The 25,176-nt window shown below is 66.4% G+C and carries 20 protein-coding genes, 1 tRNA gene and 1 pseudogene; 6 read left to right on the top strand and 16 right to left on the bottom strand.

Annotation, left to right across the window (positions count from 1 at the left end):
- Positions 1–13: 13 nt before the first annotated feature.
- Genes ACFY5D_RS20275 through ACFY5D_RS20265 form a run of 3 tightly spaced genes read right to left on the bottom strand, consistent with a single transcriptional unit; the run spans position 14 to position 3,257 of the window.
- Positions 14–877, bottom strand: coding sequence for a sugar phosphate isomerase/epimerase family protein (locus ACFY5D_RS20275; protein ID WP_387534063.1), 864 nt, complete (start codon positions 875–877; stop codon positions 14–16).
- Positions 874–2,088 carry a dihydrodipicolinate synthase family protein gene (locus tag ACFY5D_RS20270; protein ID WP_387534061.1) on the bottom strand — a complete coding sequence of 405 codons (1,215 nt, stop codon included), beginning with the start codon at positions 2,086–2,088 and terminating at the stop codon, positions 874–876. The genes ACFY5D_RS20275 and ACFY5D_RS20270 overlap by 4 nt, the downstream gene beginning before the upstream one ends.
- The gene (locus ACFY5D_RS20265) at positions 2,088–3,257 is read right to left on the bottom strand and encodes a Gfo/Idh/MocA family protein (protein WP_387534059.1); all 1,170 of its coding nucleotides are present in this window, start codon (positions 3,255–3,257) and stop codon (positions 2,088–2,090) included. The genes ACFY5D_RS20270 and ACFY5D_RS20265 overlap by 1 nt, the downstream gene beginning before the upstream one ends.
- A 164-nt stretch (positions 3,258–3,421) precedes the next feature.
- Between ACFY5D_RS20265 and ACFY5D_RS20260 the strand changes: the two genes are divergently transcribed.
- Positions 3,422–4,477 carry a LacI family DNA-binding transcriptional regulator gene (locus tag ACFY5D_RS20260; protein WP_387534057.1) on the top strand — a complete coding sequence of 352 codons (1,056 nt, stop codon included), beginning with the start codon at positions 3,422–3,424 and terminating at the stop codon, positions 4,475–4,477.
- Between the two features lie 23 nt (positions 4,478–4,500).
- Here the strand turns inward: ACFY5D_RS20260 and ACFY5D_RS20255 are convergent, their stop codons facing one another.
- The 10 genes and pseudogenes from ACFY5D_RS20255 to ACFY5D_RS20210 all read right to left on the bottom strand — a co-directional run bounded on the left by ACFY5D_RS20255 (position 4,501) and on the right by ACFY5D_RS20210 (position 14,954).
- Positions 4,501–5,313: a sugar phosphate isomerase/epimerase family protein gene (locus ACFY5D_RS20255; protein ID WP_387534055.1), complete on the bottom strand. Its 813-nt coding sequence runs from the start codon at positions 5,311–5,313 to the stop codon at positions 4,501–4,503.
- A gap of 150 nt (positions 5,314–5,463) precedes the next feature.
- The gene (locus ACFY5D_RS20250; protein ID WP_387534053.1) at positions 5,464–7,491 is read right to left on the bottom strand and encodes a PQQ-binding-like beta-propeller repeat protein; all 2,028 of its coding nucleotides are present in this window, start codon (positions 7,489–7,491) and stop codon (positions 5,464–5,466) included.
- Positions 7,492–7,637: 146 nt separating this feature from the next.
- A complete protein-coding gene (locus ACFY5D_RS20245) occupies positions 7,638–8,657 on the bottom strand; it encodes a hydroxyacid dehydrogenase (RefSeq protein ID WP_387534052.1) in 1,020 nt (339 codons plus the stop codon).
- Positions 8,654–9,577, bottom strand: a complete 924-nt coding sequence (locus ACFY5D_RS20240; RefSeq protein ID WP_387534050.1) for a carbohydrate ABC transporter permease — start codon at positions 9,575–9,577, stop codon at positions 8,654–8,656. The genes ACFY5D_RS20245 and ACFY5D_RS20240 overlap by 4 nt, the downstream gene beginning before the upstream one ends.
- On the bottom strand, positions 9,574–10,506 hold the full coding sequence (locus tag ACFY5D_RS20235) for a carbohydrate ABC transporter permease (RefSeq protein ID WP_387534048.1): 933 nt from the start codon (positions 10,504–10,506) through the stop codon (positions 9,574–9,576). The genes ACFY5D_RS20240 and ACFY5D_RS20235 overlap by 4 nt, the downstream gene beginning before the upstream one ends.
- A 60-nt stretch (positions 10,507–10,566) precedes the next feature.
- Complete coding sequence (locus tag ACFY5D_RS20230; RefSeq protein ID WP_387534046.1) at positions 10,567–11,880, bottom strand: ABC transporter substrate-binding protein; 1,314 nt, start codon at positions 11,878–11,880, stop codon at positions 10,567–10,569.
- A 297-nt stretch (positions 11,881–12,177) separates the two neighbouring features.
- On the bottom strand, positions 12,178–13,017 hold the full coding sequence (locus tag ACFY5D_RS20225; protein ID WP_387534279.1) for a substrate-binding domain-containing protein: 840 nt from the start codon (positions 13,015–13,017) through the stop codon (positions 12,178–12,180).
- 192 nt (positions 13,018–13,209) lie between these two features.
- Positions 13,210–13,326, bottom strand: a pseudogene (locus tag ACFY5D_RS20220) (DeoR family transcriptional regulator); the annotation flags it as partial.
- Between the two features lie 504 nt (positions 13,327–13,830).
- Positions 13,831–13,907: transfer RNA gene (locus tag ACFY5D_RS20215), tRNA-Thr, on the bottom strand.
- A gap of 171 nt (positions 13,908–14,078) precedes the next feature.
- Positions 14,079–14,954, bottom strand: coding sequence for a DsbA family protein (locus ACFY5D_RS20210; RefSeq protein ID WP_387534044.1), 876 nt, complete (start codon positions 14,952–14,954; stop codon positions 14,079–14,081).
- A gap of 152 nt (positions 14,955–15,106) precedes the next feature.
- Between ACFY5D_RS20210 and ACFY5D_RS20205 the strand changes: the two genes are divergently transcribed.
- From ACFY5D_RS20205 to ACFY5D_RS20185, 5 genes are all read left to right on the top strand, one after another.
- Positions 15,107–16,582 carry a trehalose-6-phosphate synthase gene (locus tag ACFY5D_RS20205; protein ID WP_387534042.1) on the top strand — a complete coding sequence of 492 codons (1,476 nt, stop codon included), beginning with the start codon at positions 15,107–15,109 and terminating at the stop codon, positions 16,580–16,582.
- An 82-nt stretch (positions 16,583–16,664) separates the two neighbouring features.
- Positions 16,665–17,447: a trehalose-phosphatase gene (gene otsB, locus ACFY5D_RS20200; protein WP_387534040.1), complete on the top strand. Its 783-nt coding sequence runs from the start codon at positions 16,665–16,667 to the stop codon at positions 17,445–17,447.
- 56 nt (positions 17,448–17,503) lie between these two features.
- A complete protein-coding gene (locus ACFY5D_RS20195; protein WP_387534038.1) occupies positions 17,504–18,631 on the top strand; it encodes an ABC transporter ATP-binding protein in 1,128 nt (375 codons plus the stop codon).
- A gap of 161 nt (positions 18,632–18,792) precedes the next feature.
- Positions 18,793–20,115 (top strand): DUF4032 domain-containing protein, encoded by a 1,323-nt coding sequence (locus tag ACFY5D_RS20190; protein ID WP_387534036.1) that lies wholly within the window; start codon positions 18,793–18,795, stop codon positions 20,113–20,115.
- Between the two features lie 185 nt (positions 20,116–20,300).
- Positions 20,301–20,570 carry a hypothetical protein gene (locus ACFY5D_RS20185; RefSeq protein WP_387534034.1) on the top strand — a complete coding sequence of 90 codons (270 nt, stop codon included), beginning with the start codon at positions 20,301–20,303 and terminating at the stop codon, positions 20,568–20,570.
- Here ACFY5D_RS20185 and ACFY5D_RS20180 read toward each other — a convergent pair.
- The 3 genes from ACFY5D_RS20180 to ACFY5D_RS20170 form a co-directional block, all read right to left on the bottom strand.
- Positions 20,567–22,459, bottom strand: coding sequence for a glycoside hydrolase family 13 protein (locus tag ACFY5D_RS20180; RefSeq protein ID WP_387534032.1), 1,893 nt, complete (start codon positions 22,457–22,459; stop codon positions 20,567–20,569). The two genes, ACFY5D_RS20185 and ACFY5D_RS20180, sit on opposite strands and share 4 nt — an antisense overlap.
- A gap of 77 nt (positions 22,460–22,536) precedes the next feature.
- Positions 22,537–23,445 carry a sugar ABC transporter permease gene (locus ACFY5D_RS20175; RefSeq protein ID WP_387534030.1) on the bottom strand — a complete coding sequence of 303 codons (909 nt, stop codon included), beginning with the start codon at positions 23,443–23,445 and terminating at the stop codon, positions 22,537–22,539.
- Positions 23,445–25,058, bottom strand: coding sequence for an ABC transporter permease subunit (locus ACFY5D_RS20170; RefSeq protein ID WP_387534028.1), 1,614 nt, complete (start codon positions 25,056–25,058; stop codon positions 23,445–23,447). Before ACFY5D_RS20170 ends, ACFY5D_RS20175 begins: the two co-directional genes overlap by 1 nt.
- Between the last annotated feature and the right edge of the window lie 118 nt (positions 25,059–25,176).

Below are 25,176 nucleotides of genomic sequence, written 5' to 3'. Positions count from 1 at the left end.
GGGCCGGCCGGCCTCAGGCATGCGGGAGCACCAGCTCGGCATAGCGTTCCTTCATGGTGGCCAGGACGGTGTCCGCGTCGGCGTCCCAGATGTCCTGGTTGAAGATCTCCACCTCGATGTCGCCGGTGTAGCCGGCGTCGCGCACCCAGCCTCCGATGGTCGCGAAGTCGATGACCCCGTCGCCCATCATGCCGCGCGAGAGCAAGGCGTCGGCCGCGATCGGCAGGTTGAAGTCGCACACCTGGTAGGAGGCGATCCGGTTCTCCCGGCCGGCGCGCTCGATCTGGGCCCGCAGGTCCGGGTCCCACCAGACGTGGAAGGTGTCCACCGCGACGCCGACGGCCGAGGCAGCGTAGGGGGCGGCGAGGTCAAGCGCCTGGCCCAGCGTGGAGATCAGCGCGCGGTCCGCCGCGTACATCGGGTGCAGCGGCTCGAGCACCAGGCGGATGCCGTGCTCCGCGGCGAACGGCGCCAGGTCCGCGAGGCGTTCGGCGACGCGGTTGCGGGCGGCGACGACGTCCTTCTCCCCCGGGGCCAGCCCACCGACCACCAGAAAGAGCTCGGTGGTTTCCAGGGCCCCGGCCTCCAGGATGGCGGCGCGGTTGTCCTCCAGCGCCGCGGCCTGCCCCTCGGCGTCGGGCGCGGTGAGGAAGCCGCCGCGGCACAGCGAGGACACGCGCAGGCCCGCCTCCTTGATGAGCCTGGCGGCGTTTTCCACGCCGACCTCGGCCACGCGGTCGCGCCACGGGCCGATGGCCGGGATGCCTGCCGCCACGCAGGCGTCGACGGCCTGCGGCAGGGTCAGCTTCTTGGTGGTCGCGCTGTTCAGCGAGAGCCTCGAATAATCGCCCTCGTAATCATCCAGGTGGTCGCTCATGCGCCCACCCCGTTGGTCCGCAGGAAGCCGGCCATGCGGAAGGCCGCCAGCTCCGAGTCCCTGAGCAGCCCGGCTTGGTCTGCCAGTTCGAGGGTGCGGGTCAGGTGCAGCACGGAGCGGCCCGAGTGCAGGCCGCCGACCATCTGGAAACCGGCCTGCTGCCCGTTGAGCCAGGACATGAACGCGATCCCCGTCTTGTAGTAGAACGTGGGGGCGCTGAAGATGTGCTGGCCCAGCTCGCGGGTGGAGTCCAGGATGGCGCGGGCCCGGGCGGTGTCGCCGGCGTCGTAGCTCTGCAGCGCCGCGGAGGCTGCCGGGTAGATCGCCGCGAAGATGCCCAGCAGGGCGTCCGAGTGGTGGGTCCCGTCCCCGTCGATGAGCTCCGGGTAGTTGAAGTCGTCCCCGGTGTACAGGCGCACGCCCTCCGGAAGCGAGGCCCGGAGCGCGGTCTCGTGGGCGGCGTCCAGCAGCGAGACCTTGACGCCGTCCACCTGATCCGCGTGCCCGCGGACCAGGCAGAGGAACGTTTCGGTGGCCGTGGCCACGTCGTCGGACCCCCAGTAGCCGGCGAGCGCGGGGTCGAACATGGTGCCCAGCCAGTGCAGGATCACCGGCTGGTCCACCTCGGTGAGCAGCGTGGAGTAGACGTGCAGGTAGTCCTCCGCGGATTCGGCGACCCTGGCCAGTGCGCGGGAGGCCATCAGGATGACCTTGGGCCCGGACTCGGAGACCGCGGCGATCTGCTCCCGGTAGGCGTCGAGCACAGCATCGAGGCCGGTCCGGCCCGACGGCAGGGTCTCGAGGTCCAGCTGGTCGGTGCCGGCGCCGCAGGACACCAGGTCCCGGACGGACTTGCCGGCGGTGGCGGGGTTGCCGGCGGCGACGACGGAGGCCGCCTCCGCGCCGGTGCGCTTGATGAGCTGTTGGGTCGCGGCCCAGTCCAGGCCCATGCCGCGCTGGGCGGTGTCCATGGCATCGGCGACGCCCAGGCCGTGGGACCAGAGCTCGTGCCGGTAGGCGAGGGTGGCGTCCCAGTCGAGGCGGGCCGGTGCCCCTGGCACGTTTTCCGCGGTGGTCTCCGGGATGACGTGGGCCGCGGCGTAGGCGCGGCGTGCGGTCAGCGGGGCGACGGGCCTGGCCCAGTCGGTGGCCGGCTGCAGCGTGTACTTGCGGGTGCCGCCGTCGGCGGTCGGCAGGATCAGGGTGGCCATCAGAGCGCGATCTCCGGGATGTCGATGGTGCGGCGTTCGTCGTTGGACCGCAGTCCCAGCTCGGCGAGCTGGACGCCGCGGGCCGCGGAAAGCAGGCCGAAGCGGTGCTCGCGGCCGGCGACCACGTCACGCAGGAATTCCTCCCACTGCAGCTTGAAGCCGTTGTCCAGCTCCGCGTTGGCCGGGACTTCCTGCCACTGGCTGCGGAAGGATTCGGTGACCGGCAGGTCCGGGTTCCAGACGGGCTTGGGCGTGTGGGCGCGCTGCTGGGCGACGCACTTGTTCAGGCCCGCGACGGCGGAGCCGTGGGTGCCGTCGACCTGGAACTCCACGAGCTCGTCGCGGTAGACGCGCACGGCCCAGGAGGAGTTGACCTGGCCGACGACCTGGTCCCCGCCCGGGGTTTCCAGCTCGAAGATGCCGTAGGAGGCGTCGTCGGCCGTGGCTTTGTACTCCCGGCCGGATTCGTCCCAGCGGGCCGGGATGTGGGTGGCGGTCTTGGCGTTGACGCTCTTGACCTTGCCGATGATGCCCTCGAGCACGTAGTTCCAGTGGCAGAACATGTCGGTGGTCATGCCGCCGCCGTCCTCCTTGCGGTAGTTCCAGGACGGGCGCTGGGCCGCCTGGTTCTCGCCCTCGAAGACCCAGTAGCCGAATTCGCCGCGGATGGACAGGACCCGGCCGAAGAAGCCGTCGTCCACCAGGCGGCGCAGCTTGACCAGGCCCGGCAGGTAGAGCTTGTCGTGCACCACGCCGGCGGTGACTCCGGCGGTCTTGCCGATGCGGGCCAGCTCGACGGCCTCCTCGAGGGTCTCGGCGGTGGGCTTCTCGGTGAAGACGTGCTTGCCGGCCATCATCGCCTTCTTCAGGGTGGCGGCGCGCAGGCTGGTCATCGAGGCGTCGAAGACGACGTCGACGCTCGGGTCGTTGATCACGGCGTCGAGGTCCGTGGACCATTCGGCGACGTTGTGCTTCTCGGCCAGCTCGCGGACCTTGGCCTCGTTGCGGCCCACCAGGATCGGTTCGACCTGGATCCTGGTGCCGTCCTCCAGCGTGAAGCCCCCGGCGTCGCGGATGGGAAGGATGGAGCGCAGCAGGTGCTGGCGGTAGCCCATGCGGCCGGTGATGCCGTTCATGGCGATGCGGATCGTCTTGGTTTCGATGCCCATGTGGGTCCTCCGGAAATCGTGGCGGTGTGCGGGTCGGAAATCGGGAAAGCGCATTCCCAATGTGTCCAGTGTGCACCGTCCGCGACATTTGGGCAAGCGCTTTCCCAAATCCGTCCCGGACTCGCGTAATGTGGTTTCCAGCAATCCTCCCGAAAGGAAAACCCGTGGCAGCAAGCACGTTGGCCGAAGTGGCCAAGTTGGCCGGAGTCTCGCAGGCAACCGCGTCACGGGTCCTCAACGGCTCCGCCAGGAAGCCCGCGGCCGGGATCGCCGAGCGCGTCCGCGACGCCGCCGCGTCCCTGGGCTACGTGGCCAACGCGCAGGCTCAGGCCCTAGCCAAGTCCAGCACGGGCCTCATCGGGCTGATCGTCCACGACATCGCCGATCCCTACTTCTCCGCCATCGCCCGGGGTGTCCAGGCCGCGGCGCGGCAGGAGCACCGCATGGTGCTGCTGGCCACCACCGACGGCACCCCGGCGTCGGAAAAGGATGCGGTCATGGCGTTTGCCGGGCGGAGGGCGGAATCGATCATCCTGGCCGGGTCGCGTTCCACGCGCCCCGAGGACGCGGACGCCAATGCCGAATTGGCCATCGAGCTCGACCGCTATTGCCGCAACGGGGGCCGCGTCGGCACGCTGGGCCAGCCTGTCGCCGGGACCGTCGAAACCGAGGGTTTCCGCACCGTCGCAATCCCGAACGAGGCGCTCTCTCGCGAGCTCGCCCTGGCCCTGGCCCTGGACCACGCAGGTCCATTCGCGATCGTGAGCGGGCCGGAGGGCCTGGCCACCTCCGACGAGCGGATCCGCGGATTCCAGCGGGGGCTGGCCGATGCGGGCCGGCCGGCGGCGGACGTGGTGCACACCGACTTCAACAGGAACGGCGGCTTCGACGCAGGCCACAGGATCGCCGGGAGGCTCGTCGCCGAGGGGGCGCCGCGGCCCTGCATCTTCGCGTGCAACGACGTGATGGCGATAGGCGTGGCAGCGGCGTTCCGGGAACACGGGCTGGAGGTTCCGCGGGATGCGGCGCTGGCTGGGTTCGACGACATCGAATGGCTGCGGGACTTCCAACCGGCGCTGTCCACGGTGGGCCTGCCGTTGGAGGAGCTCGGCAGGCTTGCCACCCTGGCCGCCATCACCGGCGAGGCGGGGCCCTCCGCCGTCGAGGGTGCCGTGGTGCTGCGCCACAGCACCTCCTCTGGCGGCCAGCTCGGCAGTTAGGCGGGCCGCCAGGCCAACGGGGCCTAGGCGGGTGCCGACCCTTCGGCGAGCTTGCGCAGGAAGGCGGCATCGTTGAACAGTTGATCCGGGCTGTCCCCGGCGACGAATTCGAGCATCAGGTCCATCCCGCGCCCGTGCGCCAGCAGCACGGCGGCCACGTCGCGCCAGAGCCCGTCGCGTTCCTCCAACGCAAGCCGCTCGGTTGCCGGCCACCAAGAAAAGCAGTGGACACCCGTGACGTGCCCGATCACCCGGCGCAGCGATTCCAGCGCCTCCCGGTCACCGAGGCCCACGGCCGGCTGCCAATAGGTGCCGACGTTGGGGCGGTCCACCCGGGCCAGGAGCTCGAGGGTCGATTCGACGGTGCTGGTGAGCGATCCGCCGTGGAACTCGAAGGCCAGCTCGAGACCCCGGGCCGCGGCGATCCCGGCGATGCGCCGGGTGTCCCCGACCACCGCCTCCCATGTGTCCGCGTCGGCGTCCGCGGGGTCGGTTTCCCCCGCCCAGATGCGGATGCGCGGTGCCCCCAGGCGGGCCGCCAGCGCGGCCACCGCGTCAAAGTCGCCGAAGCTGCCGGCCCGATAGTAGGAGCCGAGCGAGAAGACCCGCAGTCCGGCCGCGGCGCAGGCCTCGCGCGCCAGGTCGGCGGATGCGGCATCGACAACATGGACGTCGCTGCCCCATTCGATGCCCGAGAGCCCTGCCGCGGCCGCGGCGGCAACCACCTGCTCGACGTCCAGCGAGCGCAGCGTCACCGAGCAGAGACCCGCGCCCAACAAGGCCGCCGGTCGGTCGTCCGTTGCGCGGCCGGGCAGTATGTACGGAACAGAAATCATCGGGACGCTCGCATTCGTGAAGGGGACCCGGGAGATCCCGGTTCTGGGTTTCTGCTTCTGGGTTTCTGCTTCTGGGTTTCTGCTTCCTGGTTCCGGCGGAAGGTTCAACCTCGTTCTGTCCGCCTGCAGCACCAACGGCGCCCGGGGGCGTCAGCGCCGCGGGCGGTCGTTGATCCGCACAAGGTTACGCCCGCGCATGGTGTACAGGTACCCGGATTCGTCGTTGGCGATGTGCGATCCGCTGTACCAGGCGCCGCCGGTGTCGGCCATGACGGTGGAGACCGCAAAGGTCTTGGGGTCGAAGCGGAACACCGTGGTGTCCGAAACGCCGTAGATGCGGCCCCGGTTGGCCACCAGGGCACCGAAGCCCCTGGACACCGCGCTGATGTCCGAGCGGTGCACGATGCTGCGCTTGGGCACGTCGATGACGAAGAGCCCGCCCTTGCGGGTCAGCCCGTAAAGGTTCCGGCCCTGCACCGCGAGGGCGGCGAGCCCCGCATCCATCTGCGGTTCGATCCTCCACAGTTCCTTGCCCACCACGGGGTCGAAGGCGACAACGGTGCCCGCACCCTCCAGCGAGGACAGCCCGCCGCCGAGGAACGCGACCCCGTTGCGGGTGGCCACCGCGCGCAGCAGCTGCACGTCGTCGATCGGGTTGATGAAGTGTTTCTTGGCTCCGGTGCGCGGTTTGTAGGTCCAGAACGACCCGCCGCCCTCGGTGTCCGACTGCGCGGCAACCAGCACCAGCCGGTTCTCCGCATCCCAGCAGACATCCAAGGGCCTGTTCTGCGCCGCCGGGAAGTCCGCGGCCTGGTGGATGGGCTTGCTGCTGCGCGGGTCATACGACCAGATGCCCTGCGAACTGTATTGGCCCGTGTACAGGACGCCATCGACCACCACGGCATCCTTGGCCTCGCCCTGGGCCTGCAGGTTTGTCACCTCACCCGTCTTGGCGCCGCGGCGGGCAATGACCCCGTTGCCGCCGACGTAGATGAAGCCGCCGCCGGCCGCGATGCCCATGACCGTCTGCGCCGACGCCTGGGCTCCGGCCTCGCCCAGGTCGCTGGCCTTCAGGGCCCCGGTCCCGGGGTCGATCTCGGCAATGAATCCGTAGCCGGAGGTGACAAGGAGCTTGCCGTCCCGGGAGTCGACTCCCCAGATTTCGCCCAGCGACGGCCCGTCGAGTGCCAACTGGGTGATGGTGTTCCCGGCGATCGAGTAGTCGCAGATCCCCGCCTCGTTGGCGAAGTAGACGTGCTCGCCGATGGCGGCGAAGTTCTTGGCGGTCTTGCCGATCGAGGTTGCCACGACGTGGGAGGCGGGTTCCTCCAGGTCCATCAGCGCGACCCTGGATTCCCGGGTCGAGGCCGCGGTGCCGACCACAAGCTTGTCGCCGAGGATTGCAAGGTCCCTGATGCTGGGATCGGCCAGCATCGATTCGGGGGTCACCGGCGTGAAGGTCGCGGCTGTCCGGTCGTAGGCGTACAGGCAGGCGCGTCCTGCGCTGCCTCCGCCTCCGAGGGTGCTGCCGGCGCCGAAGAAGACCGTGTGGTCGGTCGCGGCGACGGCCCGCGCCAGGGTGGCACCGGCATCCGGGATGCCGAGGTTCTTGACCAGGGACGTGGCAGGGTCGTACTCCCACAGCGCCGGAGCGGTTCCGCTGCCCCCGCCGACGGCGTAGAGGCGTCCGTCCGGGGCAACGCTGAGGTCGCGGACGTCGCGGTCCCCCATGCGACCCACCGGGGTTGCCGGGGTGTCGAGCGATCCCAGGTCCCAGCGGTAGAGGTTCGGCTGCGGACCTGTCGACTTCTGCAGGACACCGGCGTAGAGGTACCTGCCGGTGGCGTCCGCGGCCATGGTTTGGATGGTGTGCCCGGTGGCCAGCTCGGTTTGCCCCACGACCTTGCCGGTCGGCACGTGGTAGGCGACGATCTGCACGGGGTCGACGTTGCGCGACCCGATGTACAGGACGTCCCCGACCAGCACCGAACTCATCAGCGCAAACTGGACCACCGCCGGACCCAGGTCAAGGATCTCGGTTCCCTCGCCGCCGTGGCGGCCGGCGGGCAGCCCGGACGCATTGGCCGCCCCGCCGGCCGACAGGCCCAGGGCCGCCGCCAAACCGACCGTGCCGCCGGCCTGCAGGAGGGTTCGTCTGCTGAGATATGGGTTCGTCATGGATCGTCCTTTGCTTCGCATGCGGTGGCTGGGCCAATGGTGATGGGGTTGTTGGTGGTTGTTGTTTGGTCGGTCTGTCGGGGGCGCGCCCGGTTGGCCGGAGGCGCAACTTGGCGCGTCTCGGCCGGCTGGTGCGCGCTCCCCTTTTAGGCGGTGAAGGCCAGTTCCGCGGCGCGCAGCCGGAACCGCAGCGGTTCCCCGCGGGAAAGCCGGAGTGCCTCCTCGACAGTGCTTGCGGCCATGCGCTCGAGTTCGCTGCCCAGCGAACCCGCCACGTGAGGGGTCAGCAGCACGTTCGGGTTCACGTAGAACCCCGAGTCCGGCGGCAACGACCAAGGCGTGGTCACGTCCAGCACCGCGTAGAGATCGCCCTGTTCGATCCGCTGCAGCAACGCATCCTGGTCAACCAGTTCGCCGCGGGCCGTGTTGATGAAGGTGGCCCCGGAACGGAGCCGGGCGATTTGCCGGGCGTCGATCATGTGCCGCGTCGAGGGAAGGGATGGCGCATGCAGGGACACGACATCGCTGCTGGCCACCAGTTCGTCGAGGCTGACCAGCTCGGCACCGAGTTCTGCCGCAGCCGCGGGCTCCAGGAACGGATCGGCGACCACGACCTCCAGGTCGTACGAGCGCAGCAACCTGATCACGTGCCGGCCGATCTTCGAGGCCCCGATAATGCCGACCCGCTTGCGGAAGTTCCCGAGCTGCGGGAAGTGGTCCTCGGGTTCCACTGCCGCATGCAGCGTGTGCACGATCCGTGCCAGCTGCAGGACGTTCTTGTTCGCCAGGAGGATCATGGCCACCGTGTACTCGGCGACGGGAACGGCATTCGCCTCCGCCGCGGTGCTCACCTGCAGGCCTCGGTCCCAGCAGGCCTGGCCGACGTGGTGCTTGGCACTTCCGGCCGCGTGCAGGATGTAGCGCAGGTTCGGCGCCGCATCGAGCACGGTTTCGTCCAGCTTAGGGCACCCCCATCCCGTGATGAGGATGTCGGTGCGTGCCAGCAAGGAGCTGGAACGCGGCGAGCCGAATTCCTCGAGCGGATCGGTGCTCAGCAGGTTCAGTTCGGGCTCGAGCCTTTCCAGGAGCCTGGCCGGGAACACCCTCCGGGCCACGTCCCGGGGCATCGCGAGGGCAACGTTCAGGCGGGATGATGGATCGTTCATTTGATGCTCCCAGCGTTCATCCCGGACTTCCAGAAGCGCTGCAGGAAGATGAAGGCCAGCAACAGCGGAATCAGCGAGAGCAGCGATCCGGTGATCACCATGGGCACGAAGTCGGGCTGTGGAACCGCGAAGCCCTGCCAGATCGAGATGCCCACGCTGACCGGCAGCAGGTTCTGGTCCTGGAGCATGACCAGCGGAAGCATGAAGTTGTTCCACACCCCGACGAACTGGAACAGCGCGATGGTGACGAAACCGGGCATCATCATCGGCAGGGCCAGCGAGAAGAACGAGCGGATGGGTCCGGCGCCGTCCATGCGGGCGGCCTCGAGCGTTTCAGCGGGGACGTATGACGCCGAGTAGACGCGGGCCAGATAGACGCCGAAGGGATTGCACATCACCGGGATGAGCACGGCCCAGACGGTGTTGGTCATACCCACCACCGAGGCCAGCAGGTACATGGGCAGCACCGTTGCGGTGTTGGGGATCAGCACCCCGACCAGCACGAATCCAAAGAGGGAGTTCTTGCCGCGGAACTCGAACTTGTCGAACGCGTAGCCAGCCATGACGGAGATGAGTCCGCCGAGCACTGCCCCGACGCCGGCGTAGAGTACCGAGTTGCCCATCCAGCGCAGGAACACCCCGTTGTCCTGGGCGAGCACGTTGCCGAAGTTTTCAAAGAGCGAGAAGTCGCCGAGGGAATAGGCGCCGGTGCCGTAGAGGTCGGTGGTGTTCTTGGTGGAGGCGAAGAGCAGCCACAGCACGGGGACGACCATGTAGGCCGAACCGAGGATCAGCAGCCCGTTGACGGTGAAAGTGCTGATGAACCCGTTGCGGTGGGCTTGCGCCCTTGGTGGCTTGGTCGCCTTGGGCGCGGGTTTTGCGGGTGCGGGGGCGGGTTTGGTCATGGTATCCGTGCTCATGATTTGTTCATCCTGGAGCTCAAGCGGGTGACGAGTAGCGACAACAGCGCTGCCAACCCGGCGATAATGATCGATGCGGCCGCGGCCTGGTTCAGGTCGTGCCTGATGAAGGCGGCGTCGTAGGCCCACATGTTGGGAACCCAGCTGCTGGTGATGGACGGTGTGGCCTTGGCCAGGATGGTTGGCTCCGTGAAGAGCTGCAGGGTGCCGATGATGGTGAAGAGCATGATCACGCTCAGCGCCGGCAGGATCATGGGCATCTTGATGCCCAATGCAATGCGGATGTCCCCGGCGCCGTCCACCCGTGCTGCCTCCAGGACCTCGCGCGGGACCGCCTGCAGTGCGGTGAAGATGATGATGACGTTGTAGCCAGTCCATTCCCATACCCCGATGTTCACGATCGAGGGAAGGACCATGTTCGCATCAAGCAAGTTGATCTGGATTCCGCCGCTTTCCAGCGCCTGGACCAGCGGGCTGATGCCAGGGGTGTAGAGGTAGGCCCAGATCAGGGCCGCGATGACGCCGGGTACCGCGTGCGGCAGGAACACCAACAGCTGGAAGAGCTTGCGGGCTTTTGCCACCGTCGCGTCAAGCAGCAATGCGAAGACAATGGCCCCGCCCACCATGAGGGGGATGTAGATCAGGCAGTAGAGCCCCAGACGGAGGATGCCCCCGACAAATGACTCCGAGGCGAAGACCTGTGCGTAGTTTTCCAACCCGACGAAGACGGTCTCGGCCTCGCCGAAGCCAAGGCCCGACTTCTGCTGCGTGTAGAAACTGAGCACTATCGAATAGACGACCGGCGCGATGATGGCGACCGCGAACAAGGTGAAGAACGGGACCAGGAACAGCGAAGCGGTCCTGCCGCCCGTGCCTGTGACCGTGGAGCGCTTCGCGCTTCGAACGGATGTGGGGGCCTCGGTGGCCATGGGGATCTCCTAACTGGCCCGGGTTGCCGCCGTGCGGCGGCAACCCGGAGAGGGGTGGTGCTATTCAGCGATGGAAAGGCCGCTTTGCTTCAGGCCTTCAACCGTCGCCGTTTGGGCGGTGTCGACTGCCTCGCCGAGGGTTCCCCCGGTGCCGATCTTCCCGTAGGCGTCCTTCAACGCGGTGTTGGTGACGTCCCAGTTCGGGCCCCACTGCCAGCCGGGAAGGACCGTCTTGTAGGCAGACTCGAAGACCTCGTAGATGTCGTTGCCGAAGTAGCTGGCGTCGAAGGCCTCCTGCGCCACCGGGGTCAGGCCGGGGAAGGCCAGGAATGCCGAACCCGTGTTGCCGCGGGCCTTGATGGCCTCCGGGCTGGTGGTCAGGTACTTGATGAATTCGGCCGCAGCGGCGGGGTTCTTGCTGCTCTTGGTGACGTTGAAGCTGGAACCGCCGTAGAAGGCGCCGGCCGGTGCATCCCAGTTGGGAAGCTGTGCGGCGATCCACTTGCCCTTTTGGCCGCTGGCCTCGGTGCGCTTCTGGATGCCCGAGGCACTCCAGTTGCCGCCGACGACGCCGACGACGGTGCCATTCGACAGGTCAAGGCTCCACTCGTCGCTGTAGGCCTGCGAGACCTTGATGAGGTCGGCGTCGATCATCCGTTGCCAGAAGTCGGTGACCTTCTTGGTGGCGGCATCGTTGATGCCGATCTTCCAGCTGTCGTCGGCGACATCGAACCAGCTGCCGCCTGCCTGCCAGGCCAGACCCGCGGTTGCAGCGACCTCGTTCGGGTTGAAGCTGGCCAGGTATGAATCGGGGGCGACCTTCTTGAGTTTCTTGCCGACCTCCTCAAATTCCGCCCAGGTCTTGGGCACCTCGGCGCCCGCCTTCTTGAGCATGTCTTGGCGGTAGTACATGACCATGGGGGCCGCATCGTAGGGCAGGCCATAGATCTTGTCCCCGATTTCGACCTGGCTGCGGATTTCGGCGGCCAACTTGTCAACGGTTTCGGCCTCGTCGATCAGACCGTTCAGCGGTTGGACCTGGCTGTTGCTGACGAACAGCGGCAGCTGGGGGTACTCGATGGTCGCAACGTCGGGGCCGTTGCCGGCGCTGATTGCAGTGGACAGCTTGGCGTAGCCGCCACTGGCGCCGTTGGGAACCGTCTCGAAGTTGACCTTGATCTTGCTTTGGCTCTTGTTGAAGGCCTCGGCCACCTGATCCATCCCGGCCAGCGACGACCAGAAGGTAATGGACCCCGAGGGATCCCCGGTTGGAACGGGGGCCGCGGACGGGCTGGAAGCCGATCCACAGGCGGCAAGCAACATGACGCTGCTGGCCAAGCCGGCTACCCCGATGAGCAGTTTGCGACGCTTCATAGTTCTCCCTTGAAATCCCTGATGCGGTAGTGACGGTGATCACCGTCGAATGAACTAAATCCATGAAACACGCAGAACTGAACGAAGTAAACAAAGTGAACAGAGATGAACAATTGGGGGCGTTCCACATTGAACACCGTCGGGCGCACTGAGGGATACAAACGACCCTCCAGACCCACTGGAATCCACAGGTCAGGCACCCTTTGGCACCCTGAAGAGACCATGGGTCGGGTGCGCACCCATGGTCGAATACATTCAAGAAAGCGTGCAAAACGCCGGGCAACCCGGCTCAAAGCACTACTTTGCCGTCGATTCCCTAACGACTAGCGTCGGCGACAGGCTGACCCGCTGAACAGCCAGTTCCCAGCGACGCCGAGGCCCCAGACGGTTCAAGCACATCTGCAAGGCATGGTAGCCGACGTCGAACTTTGGTGGAGCCACCGCGCTCAGGGGCACAGCGCCCAAGGACGCAACCTCGTCGTCGTAGGCGACCACCGCAAGATCTTCGGGAATGCGGAGCCCTCGCGCGTCGCACAAGTCGGCAAACGTGAGTGCGTCCTCGTCGTTGTGGATGATGGCCGCGGTGGCTCCGGCCTCCACGAACCGATCGACGATGCCACTCATTTGCTGGCGAAGTTTCTCGGGGTCGCTGGTGTCGTGCATGACCCCAGCCAGGTCCGGATCCGGCGCAAGCCCCGCATTGCGCGTGGCCAGGCGATAGCCCTCTTCGATTTGCGAGGTCGTGGGACTGGTCCGTCGGGTACACAACGCGATTTTTCGATGCCCCAGCGACAAAAGATGTGTCACGGCGATCTCGGCCCCGCGGACATGGTCGCTCTGAACGGATTCGAGCCTGCCGGCGTCCAAGACCTCGCCGATCGATCGTTCAACGATAACGACCGGCACTTCAGCGGCTGCCAGGAGATCCAGGGTGGGAGTTCCGGCCAGGCGCTCCGCGCTTGGCGTCACCAACAGGCCATCAACACCGCTACGGAGCAACCGCTGTATTTGCCGTTGCTCTTCAGCCGGCGAGTAGTTCGAGACGCCGAGCACGAGTCTGACGCCGAGCTCGGAGGCCGCAGCCTCGGCGCCCCGAATGACCCCAGGGAAGTAGTACTTTGCGGACGGTACGACCATTCCGATGGTGGCAAGCGGCCTCTGCCCCGGCACATGTGGATTGGCCTTTCCCGCCAGGGAAACCGACCCGGGGTTGTTGCTGTTTCTGCCGGTATTCCGCTGGACCTGCCTGCCAGAATCCCCGTAGCGGTCCGTAACCGCAACTGCCCCGCCATGGACCCGCTGCAGCGATCCCTGCTCTTCAAGGAGTGCAAGATCTCGCCGGACCGTCATACCCGAAATCCCAAGACTGCGCGCAAAATCGGCGGCGTTCAGCGATCCGCGAAGGGCCAGTTCGCGAAGGATCCGGTTTTGTCGTTCCTCACTCATCATCGCTTCGCCCTTCGATTTGTTTAGTATTGTGCATTAAGTTCAGTATGAACCAGTTCGGCGTTAATGTGTTCAGTCAAGACTTTTAGACGTAACTGTTACGCGAAAGACCAAGTCGAAACGTATTTTCGGAGAGGCTTCGAGTCCGGCCATGCGCGACAGGAAGAGCAGCCAGGCCCTGTCCGAGGATGAGGCAAATGTTCAATACCAACCATGAATTTGGCTCCAGGCATTGATTTCCGGCCAGTGAGTACCTCCGGAATGATGTTTCCCTCTCGGACCTGCTCGATACGGGATGACTAGTTCGCTCAAACACCGAACGACGCGAAGGGGCCCATCCTTTCCTCACGGATGAGCAGGGCTCATCCGCCAGTTGAAAGTTGGCGACTTAGGGATGGCAGCTCTGGAAGGGAATCGGAAAAACGCGAAAGTCGCACAACGTCCCGGAAACGAAAAATCCCCGTGGTTTCGGGCATTTCTGCCGCAAGATCACGGGGATTTTGGTGGAGCCTCCTACCGGATTCGAACCGGTGACCCCCTGTTTACAAGACAGGTGCTCTGGCCAACTGAGCTAAGGAGGCGTGCAACTTATCGCGTGTTTGCAACGCAAGTGCAGAACCAAGCGTAGCCGACAATTACCCGCAGCATAAAACCGACAAGGCCCGGCCCCAACGCAGGAAAACGGATGGCCGGGTTCCAGGTCGCCCGAAGCGGTCCTGAACCCGGCCATCGTGAAGATGCGGTGTACTTGTTTACTTGTTGGCAGCGATCTGTTCGTTCACGAAGGAAACGAAGTCCGGGTTCGCGGTCTGGTCCCAGAGCTTGCCCTGGATGAAGATGCTCGGGGTGCCACCGATGGCATCCACGCGGGCCGCCGCATCGGTGAACTTCACGAACGGGCGGAAGGTGCCCTTCTCGATGCAGGTGGCGACATCCGCGCCATTGTCCTTGGCCAACTGGGCCAGGGCACTGTTGTTCATCTCGCCCTGCGGGTAGTGGGCGAACAATGCCTTGGAGAACGGCAGGTAGGAAGCCGGTGCTGCGTCCGCAACGCAGGCAAGTGCGTTGGCGCCGCGCGAGGAGTAGTTGGTCGGTGAACCACGGTCAAGGAAGGCTACGTTGCGGTATTCCACGTTGACGTCGCCGGCGGCAAGCCAGGTGGCGATCTGGTCGGCGTACCTGCCCTCGAAATCTGCGCAGTGCACGCAGTTCACGTCCACGTAGATGATCAGGTTGACCGGCTCGCCCTTGGCTGCGGCCTTGGCGTCGCGGGGTTTCGCTGGCGGCGGCGTGTTGCCCTGCTGCTGCGGAGGAGTGCCGACCGTGGCAATGTCGACCTTGACACCGGAGGTGTCGGCCAGCGTCTTGTCCGAGGTCAGCGTGATGCCGCCGGCGGCGTTGCCACCCTTGGGTGCGTTGCCTGCGTCGGCGACCTTGCCCGAGTTGTTCTGCAGGATGATGGCTGCGACCAGGGCGACCACCGCCAGGACTGCAACGAGAACGCCAAGCTTGATGAACAGTGATTTGCGCTTGTCCGCGGCTTCCTGGGCAACACGCATCTGCTGCGCCTTCTCACGTGCACTTGCGGTGCGCTCGGCCTTGTTCGGCCGCTGGCTATCGGATGCCATAGGTCAATCGTCCCTTACGTAGGTTTGGTACTCCCCCAACTTCACCAGTTTAGGGCACTGACACGGTGATCCTTGGCGTCATAGTGTCGCTTACATGCCGTGGCTAACCTAGGCTCAAGAACAATTAGGCGTTCGCGAACTGGAGGATCACTATGATGGCCGATCAAGATCACGAGCCCTCACCTGCCCCCGAACATCGGGGCTACGACTTTATCGTGGTTGCCAACCGATTGCCGGTGGACCGGGTTGAGGGAGAAGACGGAGAACTGCTGTGGCGTCGCTCGCCTGGTGGCTTGGTCACGGCCATCGCACCGGTCATGCAGGAATCCGACGGCGCATGGGTCGGCTGGCACGGAGCCACCGGCGAAGAACTCGCACCGTTTGAGAACGAGAACATCCACCTGATTCCGGTCCCCCTGGATGACGAGGACTTCGAGCTGTACTACGAGGGCTTCTCCAACTCGACGCTCTGGCCGCTGTACCACGACGTCATCGTTCCCCCGGAGTTCCACAGGGCGTGGTGGGACAACTACAAGAAGGTCAATCGGCGATTCGCCGAGGCCACCGCCGAGGTGGCCAACAAGGGCGCCACCGTATGGGTGCAGGACTATCAGCTACAGCTGGTGCCCAAGATGCTGCGAGAGCTTCGCCCCGACCTGCGCATCGGCTTCTTCAACCACATTCCGTTCCCGTCCCCCGAAATTTTTTCCCAGCTCCCCTGGCGGCGGCAGATCCTCGAGGGCCTTGCCGGGGCGGACCTGGTGGGTTTCCAGCGGACCGCGGATGCCAGCAACTTCCTGCGCAGCATGCGCCGCTACACGGACCGCACGGTCAAGGGCTCGTGGGCGATCCCGCCCGCGCAACTGGATGGCAGCGCCTCGACCAGGAACATCTGCCGCGCCGAGGCCCATCCGATCTCCATCGACACGGCGCAGGTTGCCGAACTGGCCCATGACCCGGAGATCATTGCCCGGGCCAAACAAATCCGCAAGGAATTGGGCAACCCCGAGACCGTCCTTCTGGGTGTTGACAGGCTCGATTACACCAAGGGACTAAGGCACCGGCTCAAGGCGTACGGCGAATTGCTGGCCGACGGCGATCTGGTCGTGGGCCAGACCTGCCTGGTCCAGGTCGCCAGCCCCAGCCGTGAAAACGTTGAACGCTACGCCCAGTTGCGGGACCAGGTGGAGCTCATGGTCGGTTCGCTCAACGGCGAGCACGACACCATGGGGCACACGGCCGTGCGCTACCTGCACCATTCGTACCCGTTGCGGGAAATGATTGCCCTGTACCTGGCCGCCGACATCATGCTGGTCACCGCGCTGCGCGACGGCATGAACCTGGTCGCCAAGGAATTCGTGGCAGCCCACACCGACAACAGCGGCATGCTGGTGCTCTCCGAATTCGCCGGGGCCGCGGACCAGCTCACGCAATCGGTCCTGGTGAACCCGCACGACATCGACGGCATGAAGACCGGAATCCTGCGCGCCGTGCACATGGATCCGCTCGAGTCATCCAGGCGCATGCGCAGGATGCGCCGGCACCTCAAGGAACACGACGTGGCCCGATGGTCCAACACGTTCCTGACCGCGTTGTCCCAGCCCCTGCCGGTCGACACCCTCGTCTAGCAGCGGCCTGGACAACGCCGCCTGGCTGGCCATCCAGCCGGGTGTTCTCCGCTCCAACCTTGAAAGGACCCAGGCACAACCCATGGGACCCCTGTCGCCAGAACTCGCCGACGCCATCGAAACCCTGGCCGAAACCCAGATACTCCTTGTGGCACTCGACTTCGACGGAACCTTGGCGCCGCTTGTCGACCACCCCGACGACGCCCGGCCGCTGCCGGCCTCCGCGGAGTTGCTCTCCAGGCTCGCATCCACGGAAAACACCGTCACGGCCTTGATCTCGGGGCGCGATCTGGCGTCCCTTCGCGCGGTGGCAAACCCGCCAACGGAAACACTTCTGGTGGGCAGCCACGGCACCGAACGCTGGGCCCCGGAAAGCTTCGGTCTGGATGCCACACATATCGACCTCAACGTCAAGCAATCGGCGGCCCTGGAGAAGGCCACCAAGGTGCTGGAGACGGTCGTCTCCGCGTACCCCGGCACCAGCCTCGAATACAAGCCGGCCTCCGTGGTGTTGCATGTGCGCCAGGCATCCCCCGAGGTCGCCACCAAGGCGCTGCGTGTGGCCAACGAAAAACTGGAGGACGTCAAGGACCTCTGGACCTTGGACGGCAAGGCCGTCCTTGAAGCCACCGTGCTCTCGGGCACCAAGGGCGAGGGTCTGGACTGGTTGCGCGAGGTGGCGGACGCCTCCACCGTGCTCTTCGCCGGGGACGACGTCACGGACGAAGACGCCTTCGCGGTCCTGCGGCCCGGGGACATCGGAGTCAAAATCGGTTCGGGTAATACAAGGGCGCAATTTCGACTTAATGGGCCCGGGGAATTGTCAACCCTTTTGGAATTGGTCCTCGACATGAGAAGCTTGTGATTCCATTCACAACGGATCGTCGGGCACGTACCTGCCCGTGGAAGGATTAATGCCCCATGGCATCTGTAACTTTTGACCAGGCTTCACGCGTCTACCCCGGAGCCACCAAGCCCAGCGTTGACAAGCTCTCACTGGAAATCGCCGACGGGGAATTCCTCGTCTTGGTCGGTCCTTCCGGCTGTGGCAAGTCCACCTCGCTGCGCATGCTCGCAGGCCTGGAAGACGTCAACTCCGGCCGCATCCTCATCGGCGACCGCGACGTCACCAACGTTCCGCCCAAGGACCGCGACATCGCCATGGTTTTCCAGAACTACGCGCTGTACCCGCACATGACCGTTGGCGACAACATGGGCTTCGCCCTGAAGATCGCCGGCGTCGACAAGGAAGAGCGTGCACGCCGCGTGCAGGAAGCCGCAAAGCTTCTTGACCTCGAGGACTACCTGGACCGCAAGCCGAAGGCACTCTCCGGCGGCCAGCGCCAGCGTGTTGCCATGGGCCGCGCGATCGTCCGCAGCCCACAGGTCTTCCTCATGGATGAGCCGCTGTCCAACCTCGACGCCAAGCTGCGCGTGCAGACCCGTACGCAGATCGCCTCGCTGACCCGCCGACTCGGTGTCACCACCGTGTACGTGACCCACGACCAGGTCGAGGCACTGACCATGGGCGACCGCGTCGCGGTCCTCAAGGACGGTCTGCTGCAGCAGGTCGGCACCCCGCGCGAGCTTTACGACCGCCCGCAGAACGTCTTCGTCGCAGGCTTCATCGGCTCCCCCGCCATGAACCTGCTGGAACTGCCGGCAGTCAACGGCGGCGTAGCCTTCGGCGGCACCATCTACCCGGTGTCCTCGGCAACCCTCGAAGCCGCAACCGGCAACTCGGTGACCCTGGGTGTCCGCCCGGAGGACCTGGACCTGGTTTCCGCGGGCGAGGGCCTGGCCGTGAACGTCGACGTCGTCGAGGAACTCGGCGCCGACGCCTACGTCTACGGCCACACCACCGTCGGCGGCACCGAATACCAGATGGTTGTCCGCGTCGACGGCCGCAAGCCCCCGTTCAAGGGCGAAACCGTTCACGTGTTGCCGAAGGTCGGACACGTCCACCTCTTCGACACCGCATCCGGCGAGCGCCTGGCTGACGTCAAGGCACCGGGCGCCCACGCGGCACCGGTTCCCAGCGAGGTCTAAGCCCGGTCACCACGGGCGGTAAGCTCGGACCAAGTGCCAACGGCGGCCGCATTCACTTCACATGGATGCGGCCGCTTTTGCACATCCGGCATTCTTTTGCCATCGCCACCGCGTTTGATCCAGCGCACCTGAGCCTTTCGACAAGGGACGGTTTCCACCCCATGATTCGCCACACCGCCCAATGGCACGACGAACCCACCAACTACGTCCAGCCCGGGAAGCTTCCGCGCGACGCCTCGGCCACGGCCGGCCCCGCCGTGGCAGGCTCCCTGTCCATCACCTCCGCCACGGCCGATCCCGCGTTGCTGGACCTGCCGTGGCAGATCCAGCTCGAGGACTGGCCGGCCGACACCCTGGCACCGCTGCCGCGCGGCATCTCCCGGCACGTGGTGCGCTTCGCCATGATGGGCGGCTCGGTGATCGCCATCAAGGAAACCGGCGAACACGTGGCCCGGCACGAGTACCACATGCTGCGCAAGCTGCGCCGGCTGGCGGCCCCCTGCGTGGAGCCCGTCGCGGTGATCACCGGGCGCAAGGACACCGACGGCAACGACCTCGAGCCGGTGCTTGTCACTCGGCACCTGAAGTACTCGATGCCCTACCGCGCGCTGTTCTCCCAGAAGCTGCGCCGCGACACCCTCACCCGGCTCATCGACGCGCAGGCGCTGCTGCTGGTGCGCCTGCACCTGATCGGCTTCTACTGGGGCGACGTGTCCCTGTCCAACACGCTGTTCCGGCGCGACGCCGGTTCCTTTGCCGCGTACCTGGTGGATGCGGAAACCGGCGAGCTCTACCCCGAGCTGTCCTCCGGGCAGCGCGAGTACGACCTGGAGATCGCGCGGGTGAACATCGCCGGGGAACTCATGGACCTCATGGAGGCGGGGCTCATCGAGGACAAGGTGGACCCGGTCGCCACCAGCGAACAGATCCTGCACGCCTACCGCGGGCTGTGGGCCGAGCTGAACGAGAAGGAATCCTTCGACCTGTCCGAACGCTGGCGGGTCGACGAGCGCATCCGCAGGCTCAACGACCTGGGGTTCGACGTGGAGGAAATCAGCCTCAAGACCTCCCCCGACGGCGGCCAGCTGGTCATCCAGCCCAAGGTGGTCGACGCCGGGCACCACACCCGCCGCCTGCTGCGGCTCACCGGCCTGGACGTGGAGGAAGGGCAGGCCCGGCGCCTGCTCAACGACATGGACGCCTACCGGGCCAAGAAGCACCCGGACCTCGACGAGGAGCTGGTGGCGGCGCACTGGGTGGCCAACGTCTTCGACCGGATCACCGGCGCCATCCCGCGCGAGTTCCACGGCAAGCTGGAGCCGGCGCAGATCGTGCACGAGGTGCTGGAGCACCGCTGGTACATTTCCGAGGCGCGCGGTTCCAACGTGCCCATGGAGGAGGCGGTGGCGTCCTATGTCGATGCGGTGCTGCGCCACCGGAGGGACGAGGCCCGGCTGATGCTGGACCCCGAGCCCGCCGACTAGCCGTTTGAGGCCGTGAAGTGTGCACCTTTGTACACACTTCACGGCGCCGCCCACACCTTGCCGCGCATGGGACAGCACCGTGCAATAGTCTTGAACTGGCTTGTCAGCCCGCAATCAGCCATTGTGTCTGGCTCGGCGGCATCAGGGTGTCGGCAACGGTTTACGGCGAAGGGAAAGCGGTCCGGATGTTGAAGTGGCTTGGCCTGAATGGCGAACCCGAAGTGGGTGAGGTTCCCCTGTGGGCAGGCGTGCCACGCAGCAAGAAGTGGCTGGCGGGAGCCATCTGGCTTGCCGTGGCGGTGGCGGCCTTTGCCGCGCTGAAGCTCAGGCTCCCGGCGGACGACGGTTTCGGCGGTTTCCTGCCCGTCCTTGTCGCGATGCTGGTTTTCAGTGCCGGAAGCTCGGCAACGGAGCGCAGCCTCGTCAGGATCGGCGAACCCGCCCCGAGGCCCTAGCTCCAGGGCACGGGTGCCGGCGCCAGGTAAAGGGCCGCGCCCGCACCCCTTGCACCGACGAGCAGTTCGCCAGCCGCGTTCACTCCGAGGTGCGGTGCGATCCCCACCTGCATGAGCGGCTCCGTGGTATCCCCGACCAGCCGGAGCCCTGTCCCGAGCGAGGTTTCCGCCACGGGCCCGCGGCTGACCACGCAGAGCACGGATCCGCTCGCGTGTTCGCGCACGTAGGCCAGCAGGTCACCCTCGGCGTGGAGGAAGCGCAGCGACCCGTCCACCAGCGCGCGGTGTTCGGTGCGCAGCGCGGCCAGGTCGGCGTAGAGCCCGCGCAGGTCGGCACCCCACTTTTCCGGGGCATCCCACGGCATGGGGGTGCGCGAGTCCTCGCCGTTGAACCCCTTGAGCCCGAATTCGTCCCCGGCAAACACCAGAGGGATCCCGGGGAAGCTGAACTGCGCGCACGCGGCGATCTCCTGCCCGCCCTCGATCACGTGGCTGGCCGCCCGCGCCGTGTCATGGGTGTCCAGCGCGTTGGCATTGGCCAGCCGCACCTCCCAGCTGTACCCGGCGGAGAACTCCCGGTGGGTTGCCACGAAGTCCGCCGCGTCGATGCACGCGGGCCCGGCCTGCGGCAGCCCGAAGAACCAGCCGGGGGCCTCGGGGTCCGGGTCCCTGGCCAGGAACTGCCAGAGCGGCCGGGTGAAGTTGGTGTAGCTGACAGCTCCCTGCCACCCGTCGCCGGGCACGTCGGGGGCCGCGTCGGAGGTCGATTCGGCCAGCAGCATGGCGCCGGGCTTCACCTCTTCCAGCCGGGCCCGCAACATGCGCGCCACCTCGTGGTTCAGGTCGTCGGCACCCAGCCGGCCGGTCATGTTTCCCACGTCGATGCGCCAGCCGTCGAGGTTGTAGGGCTCCTGCAGCCAGCGCACCGCCACCGAGTCCTCGTCCAGGACGAAGCGCCGGCGCAGGGCGTCCGAGTTCCAGTTGAGCTTGGGCAACGAGGGCACGCCCAGCCAGGACTCGTACTCGCTGTGGTCGTCGTTGAAGTAGTAGTACTCCCCCTCGGGCGCCCCGGGGTTCCGGTGGGACTTGAGGAACCACTCGTGCCCGGCGCCCGTGTGGTTGGTGGTCAAGTCCCCCACCACGCGCAGGCCCAGGCCGTGCGCCGCGGAGACCAGCGAAACGAGCGCCGCGTCCCCGCCGAGCAGCGGATCGACGGTGTCGAAGCTCGAGGCGTCGTAGCGGTGGTTCGATTCCGCGGGGAAGATCGGGGTCAGGTACAGCACGGTGGCGCCCAGCTCCGCGAGGTGGCCCAGGCGCGCCTCGATGCCGGGAAGGTCCCCGCCGTAGAACTGGCGGCCGGTGTTTTCGCTGCTGCCCTCCACCGGGGTGTCCCAGCCGCAGGCGACCATCCATTCGGCCGCGGGCTTCTCGGCGCCGGAGTTGGCGAACCTGTCGGGGAACACCTGGTACATGATCGATTCCTTGACCCAGTCCGGGGTGCCGCGGCCGGCGTGGATCCTGAAGTCGTTGGCGTCCGGCACGTCCCGGCGGTGCAGCCCGGTGGCGTTGAACCAGCGGTGCTCGGTCGTCCCGGCGTCGTCCGTGTAGGCCAGGTACCACCTGTAGCGCTGCACCGGGTTGACCATCGACAACGGCGCCTCGAACCAGGCGGCGTCGCCGTCGTCAGCGGTCCGGACGGCCGGCTCGATGTGCGGTTCTCCGTCGCGCAGGCTGCGCAGCCAGACCTTGGCCGTGCGGCCCGGCACGGCCGGGACGCGCAGCCTCACCCGAACTTCGTCCCCCACCCCGGGGTTGCCCGGGCCCAGGACGTAGAGCCCGGATCCGTCGTGGTGCGGGGCATGGATCAACGCCGAGTCTGCTGCCAACATGATGTGCTGCTCCTGGGTGTGTTGTCGGGGAGGGTGTTTTCGGTGAGGGTGCTTCGCGGGTGGATTCGGGTGCGGGCCTAGCCCTTGACGCCGCCGGCCGTCAGGCCGGAGGTGATGTAGCGCTGCAGGAAGAGGAAGAGCGTCATGACGGGGACAGCGGCAAGCACCGCGCCGGCGGCGAAGACGCCCCAGTTCTCGCTGCGCTGCTGGGCCACGTAGGAGTACAGGCCCACGGCCAGGGTCTGGGATTCGGGGTCGGTGAGCACCACGGAGGCGATCACGAACTCGGAGGAGATGCCGATGAAGGCCAGCAGGCCGACGACCGCGAGGATCGGGGTGACCAGCGGCAGGATGATCTTGAAGAACACCTGCACGTGGCTGGCGCCGTCGATGCGCGCGGATTCGTCCAGCGAGATCGGCACGGTGTTGAAGAACCCGTACATCAGGTAGGTGTTCACGCCCAGGGCCCCGCCGAGGTACACCATGATCAGGCCCAGCTGCGAGCCGAGCCCGAGCGCGGGAATGATGTCCCCGATGAAGTTCAGCAGCAGGAAGATTGCCACCACGGTGAGCAGCTGCGGGAACATCTGCAGCAGCAGGAGCGTCAGCAGCCCCGCCCGGCGGCCGGTGAAGCGCATGCGGGAGAACGCGTACGCGGCCAGCGCCCCCAGGAAAACGGTGGCCGCCGAGGTCACGGTGCCGATCACCAGCGTGTTGGCGAACCAGCGCCCGAAGGGCCGTTCCTGGTTGGCGAAGAGCGCCTCGAAGTTGCCGAAGCCGACCTCGGTGAACAGCGTGCTGGCCCCCGCCATGGTGCCGGTGGGGTTCAGCGCCGCGGAGAGCACGTAGAGCAGCGGGAAGATCGAGAAGGCGGAGGCGACGATTGCCACCAGGTGGCGCCAGCCCTTGGTCTTGAACCAGTGCCCGGGGGTTTGCTTGTTTTGCGCCGGGGCCTGCTCCGCCGCGTGCGTGGATGCCGTGGTCATTAGTTGATCTCCTCGAGGGCCTTGGTCTTCTTGAAGCTCAGCGCCGAGACGGCCGCCACGATGACGAAGATCAGGATGGCCAGGGCGCTGGCCAGGCCGTAGTCGCGCCCCGTGCCGGTGCCGAAGGCGATCTTGTAGACCATGGTGATCAGTATGTCGGTGGAGCCGATGTCGAAGGTGGTGTCGGCGAAGCGCGGCCCGCCCCCGGTGAGCATGTAGATGACGTTGAAGTTGTTGAAGTTGAAGGCGAACGACGAGATCAGCAGCGGGGCCAGCGAGACCAGCAGCAGCGGCAGCTTGATGGCCGTGAAGATGCGCCAGGGGCTTGCCCCGTCCATGCGCGCGGCCTCGTCGACCTCCTCCGGCAGCGACTGCAGGGCGCCGGTGCAGACCAGGAACATGTAGGGGTAGCCCAGCCACAGGTTCACCACGAGCACCGAGACCTTGGCCAGCACCGGATCGGTCAGCCAGGGGATGTCGGCCCCGCCGAGGATCGCGTTGTTGATGAAGCCGAATTCGGGGTTCAGCAACCCCGACCACACCAGGCCGGAGAGGAACGCGGGGAACGCGTAGGGCAGGATCATCAGGATCCGGTAGAGCTTCTTCCCCTTGAGGTCCGCCTTGTTGAAGGTGATCGCCAGGAAGAGCCCGAGGGCGAAGGTGGTGGCCACCGACAGGATCGCGAAGGCGAAGGTCCAGAGGACCACCTGGACCAGGGGGCCCTGCAGGTTGGGGTCGGTGAAGGCGCGCTGGAAGTTCTCCAGTCCCACGTTCACCTTCCACCCGGTGTTCAGGCTGGTCCCGTCCGGCGCCACGAAGGAGCCGCGCCCGTTGTCCGAGTAGACCACTCCGGTTTGGGTGTCGGTGAAGGTGTCCGCCGCCGCGTCGTACTTCAGCTTGGGGGTGTACACGTAGGAGGTGGACCCGTCGGCGGTCTTCAGCGACCCGTCCTCGGGATTCGCGCTGATCGGGACGCTCAGGGCGGTGATCTCCGCCTGGTGCTGGAGCAGCGTCGCGAAGTCCAGGGTCGTGTACCCCTCGACGCCTGTCGCGGCCCCGGTCGGGGAACTGGTGCTGGGGGTGACGGTTGCCAGCGGCTGGTCGGTGCCGCCGAGCTTCGCCCCGCCCTCGGGGGTCGTGACCAGCAGGAAGTAGGAACCGTCCTTTTCCAGCACCGAGGTGGGGAATTGCGGGGAGTCGGGGACTCGCTCCGAGGCCGAAAGCTGGATCGAGGCGATCGCGTCCGCCTTGGTGGAGTTGTGCCCGTCGCCGTAGTTGGTGAAAGCGATGTAGGTGGAGAAGATCATCACGAAGACCTGGAAGACCATCAGGAAGATCACGCCCGGCGCCAGGTACTTGGCGGGCAGGCCGCCGCGGCGCAGGTAGATCCAGTTGATGGCCAGCGTGGTGAGCAGCGAGATCCCGAAGATCAGCCATTCCCCGCTGAGCGCCAATTGGAAAAGCACGAAGGCGGCCACCGCGTCGGTGATGCCCAGCAGGATGATCTTGGCCAGGGTCCCGCCCAGGGAATCGGGTCCGTGGGACCTTTTCCTCGGCGGTGGCGCCTGGCGCCGCGGCTTTGCCACGTTCACCTGTTCATCGATTTCGACCATGGATCCGACAACTTTCCTTTGATGCTTTCCCGCCGGTGTGCGACGGATGGGGGTACGCGTCGGGGGTGACGGCGGGTTTCACGCCATCACCCCCGACGGTGGTGAAGATACGCTGCGG

The sequence above is a fragment of the Paeniglutamicibacter sp. NPDC012692 genome (assembly GCF_042901625.1).
GTDB lineage: Bacteria > Actinomycetota > Actinomycetes > Actinomycetales > Micrococcaceae > Paeniglutamicibacter.
This window is presented reverse-complemented; position numbering and strand designations above follow the sequence as displayed.

Excerpts from the sequence above, each read along its gene's own strand:
- ACFY5D_RS20195 (WP_387534038.1), top strand. The coding sequence starts at position 17,504 with ATGGCATCTGTAACTTTTGACCAGGCTTCACGCGTCTACCCCGGAGCC.
- ACFY5D_RS20270 (WP_387534061.1), bottom strand. The coding sequence starts at position 2,088 with ATGGCCACCCTGATCCTGCCGACCGCCGACGGCGGCACCCGCAAGTAC.
- ACFY5D_RS20275 (WP_387534063.1), bottom strand. The coding sequence starts at position 877 with ATGAGCGACCACCTGGATGATTACGAGGGCGATTATTCGAGGCTCTCG.
- ACFY5D_RS20180 (WP_387534032.1), bottom strand. The coding sequence starts at position 22,459 with ATGTTGGCAGCAGACTCGGCGTTGATCCATGCCCCGCACCACGACGGA.
- ACFY5D_RS20255 (WP_387534055.1), bottom strand. The coding sequence starts at position 5,313 with ATGATTTCTGTTCCGTACATACTGCCCGGCCGCGCAACGGACGACCGA.
- ACFY5D_RS20175 (WP_387534030.1), bottom strand. The coding sequence starts at position 23,445 with ATGACCACGGCATCCACGCACGCGGCGGAGCAGGCCCCGGCGCAAAAC.
- ACFY5D_RS20245 (WP_387534052.1), bottom strand. The coding sequence starts at position 8,657 with ATGAACGATCCATCATCCCGCCTGAACGTTGCCCTCGCGATGCCCCGG.
- ACFY5D_RS20190 (WP_387534036.1), top strand. The coding sequence starts at position 18,793 with ATGATTCGCCACACCGCCCAATGGCACGACGAACCCACCAACTACGTC.
- ACFY5D_RS20170 (WP_387534028.1), bottom strand. The coding sequence starts at position 25,058 with ATGGTCGAAATCGATGAACAGGTGAACGTGGCAAAGCCGCGGCGCCAG.
- ACFY5D_RS20210 (WP_387534044.1), bottom strand. The coding sequence starts at position 14,954 with ATGGCATCCGATAGCCAGCGGCCGAACAAGGCCGAGCGCACCGCAAGT.
- ACFY5D_RS20230 (WP_387534046.1), bottom strand. The coding sequence starts at position 11,880 with ATGAAGCGTCGCAAACTGCTCATCGGGGTAGCCGGCTTGGCCAGCAGC.
- ACFY5D_RS20225 (WP_387534279.1), bottom strand. The coding sequence starts at position 13,017 with ATGGTCGTACCGTCCGCAAAGTACTACTTCCCTGGGGTCATTCGGGGC.
- ACFY5D_RS20250 (WP_387534053.1), bottom strand. The coding sequence starts at position 7,491 with ATGACGAACCCATATCTCAGCAGACGAACCCTCCTGCAGGCCGGCGGC.
- ACFY5D_RS20240 (WP_387534050.1), bottom strand. The coding sequence starts at position 9,577 with ATGAGCACGGATACCATGACCAAACCCGCCCCCGCACCCGCAAAACCC.
- ACFY5D_RS20235 (WP_387534048.1), bottom strand. The coding sequence starts at position 10,506 with ATGGCCACCGAGGCCCCCACATCCGTTCGAAGCGCGAAGCGCTCCACG.
- ACFY5D_RS20205 (WP_387534042.1), top strand. The coding sequence starts at position 15,107 with ATGATGGCCGATCAAGATCACGAGCCCTCACCTGCCCCCGAACATCGG.
- ACFY5D_RS20265 (WP_387534059.1), bottom strand. The coding sequence starts at position 3,257 with ATGGGCATCGAAACCAAGACGATCCGCATCGCCATGAACGGCATCACC.
- otsB (WP_387534040.1), top strand. The coding sequence starts at position 16,665 with ATGGGACCCCTGTCGCCAGAACTCGCCGACGCCATCGAAACCCTGGCC.
- ACFY5D_RS20185 (WP_387534034.1), top strand. The coding sequence starts at position 20,301 with ATGTTGAAGTGGCTTGGCCTGAATGGCGAACCCGAAGTGGGTGAGGTT.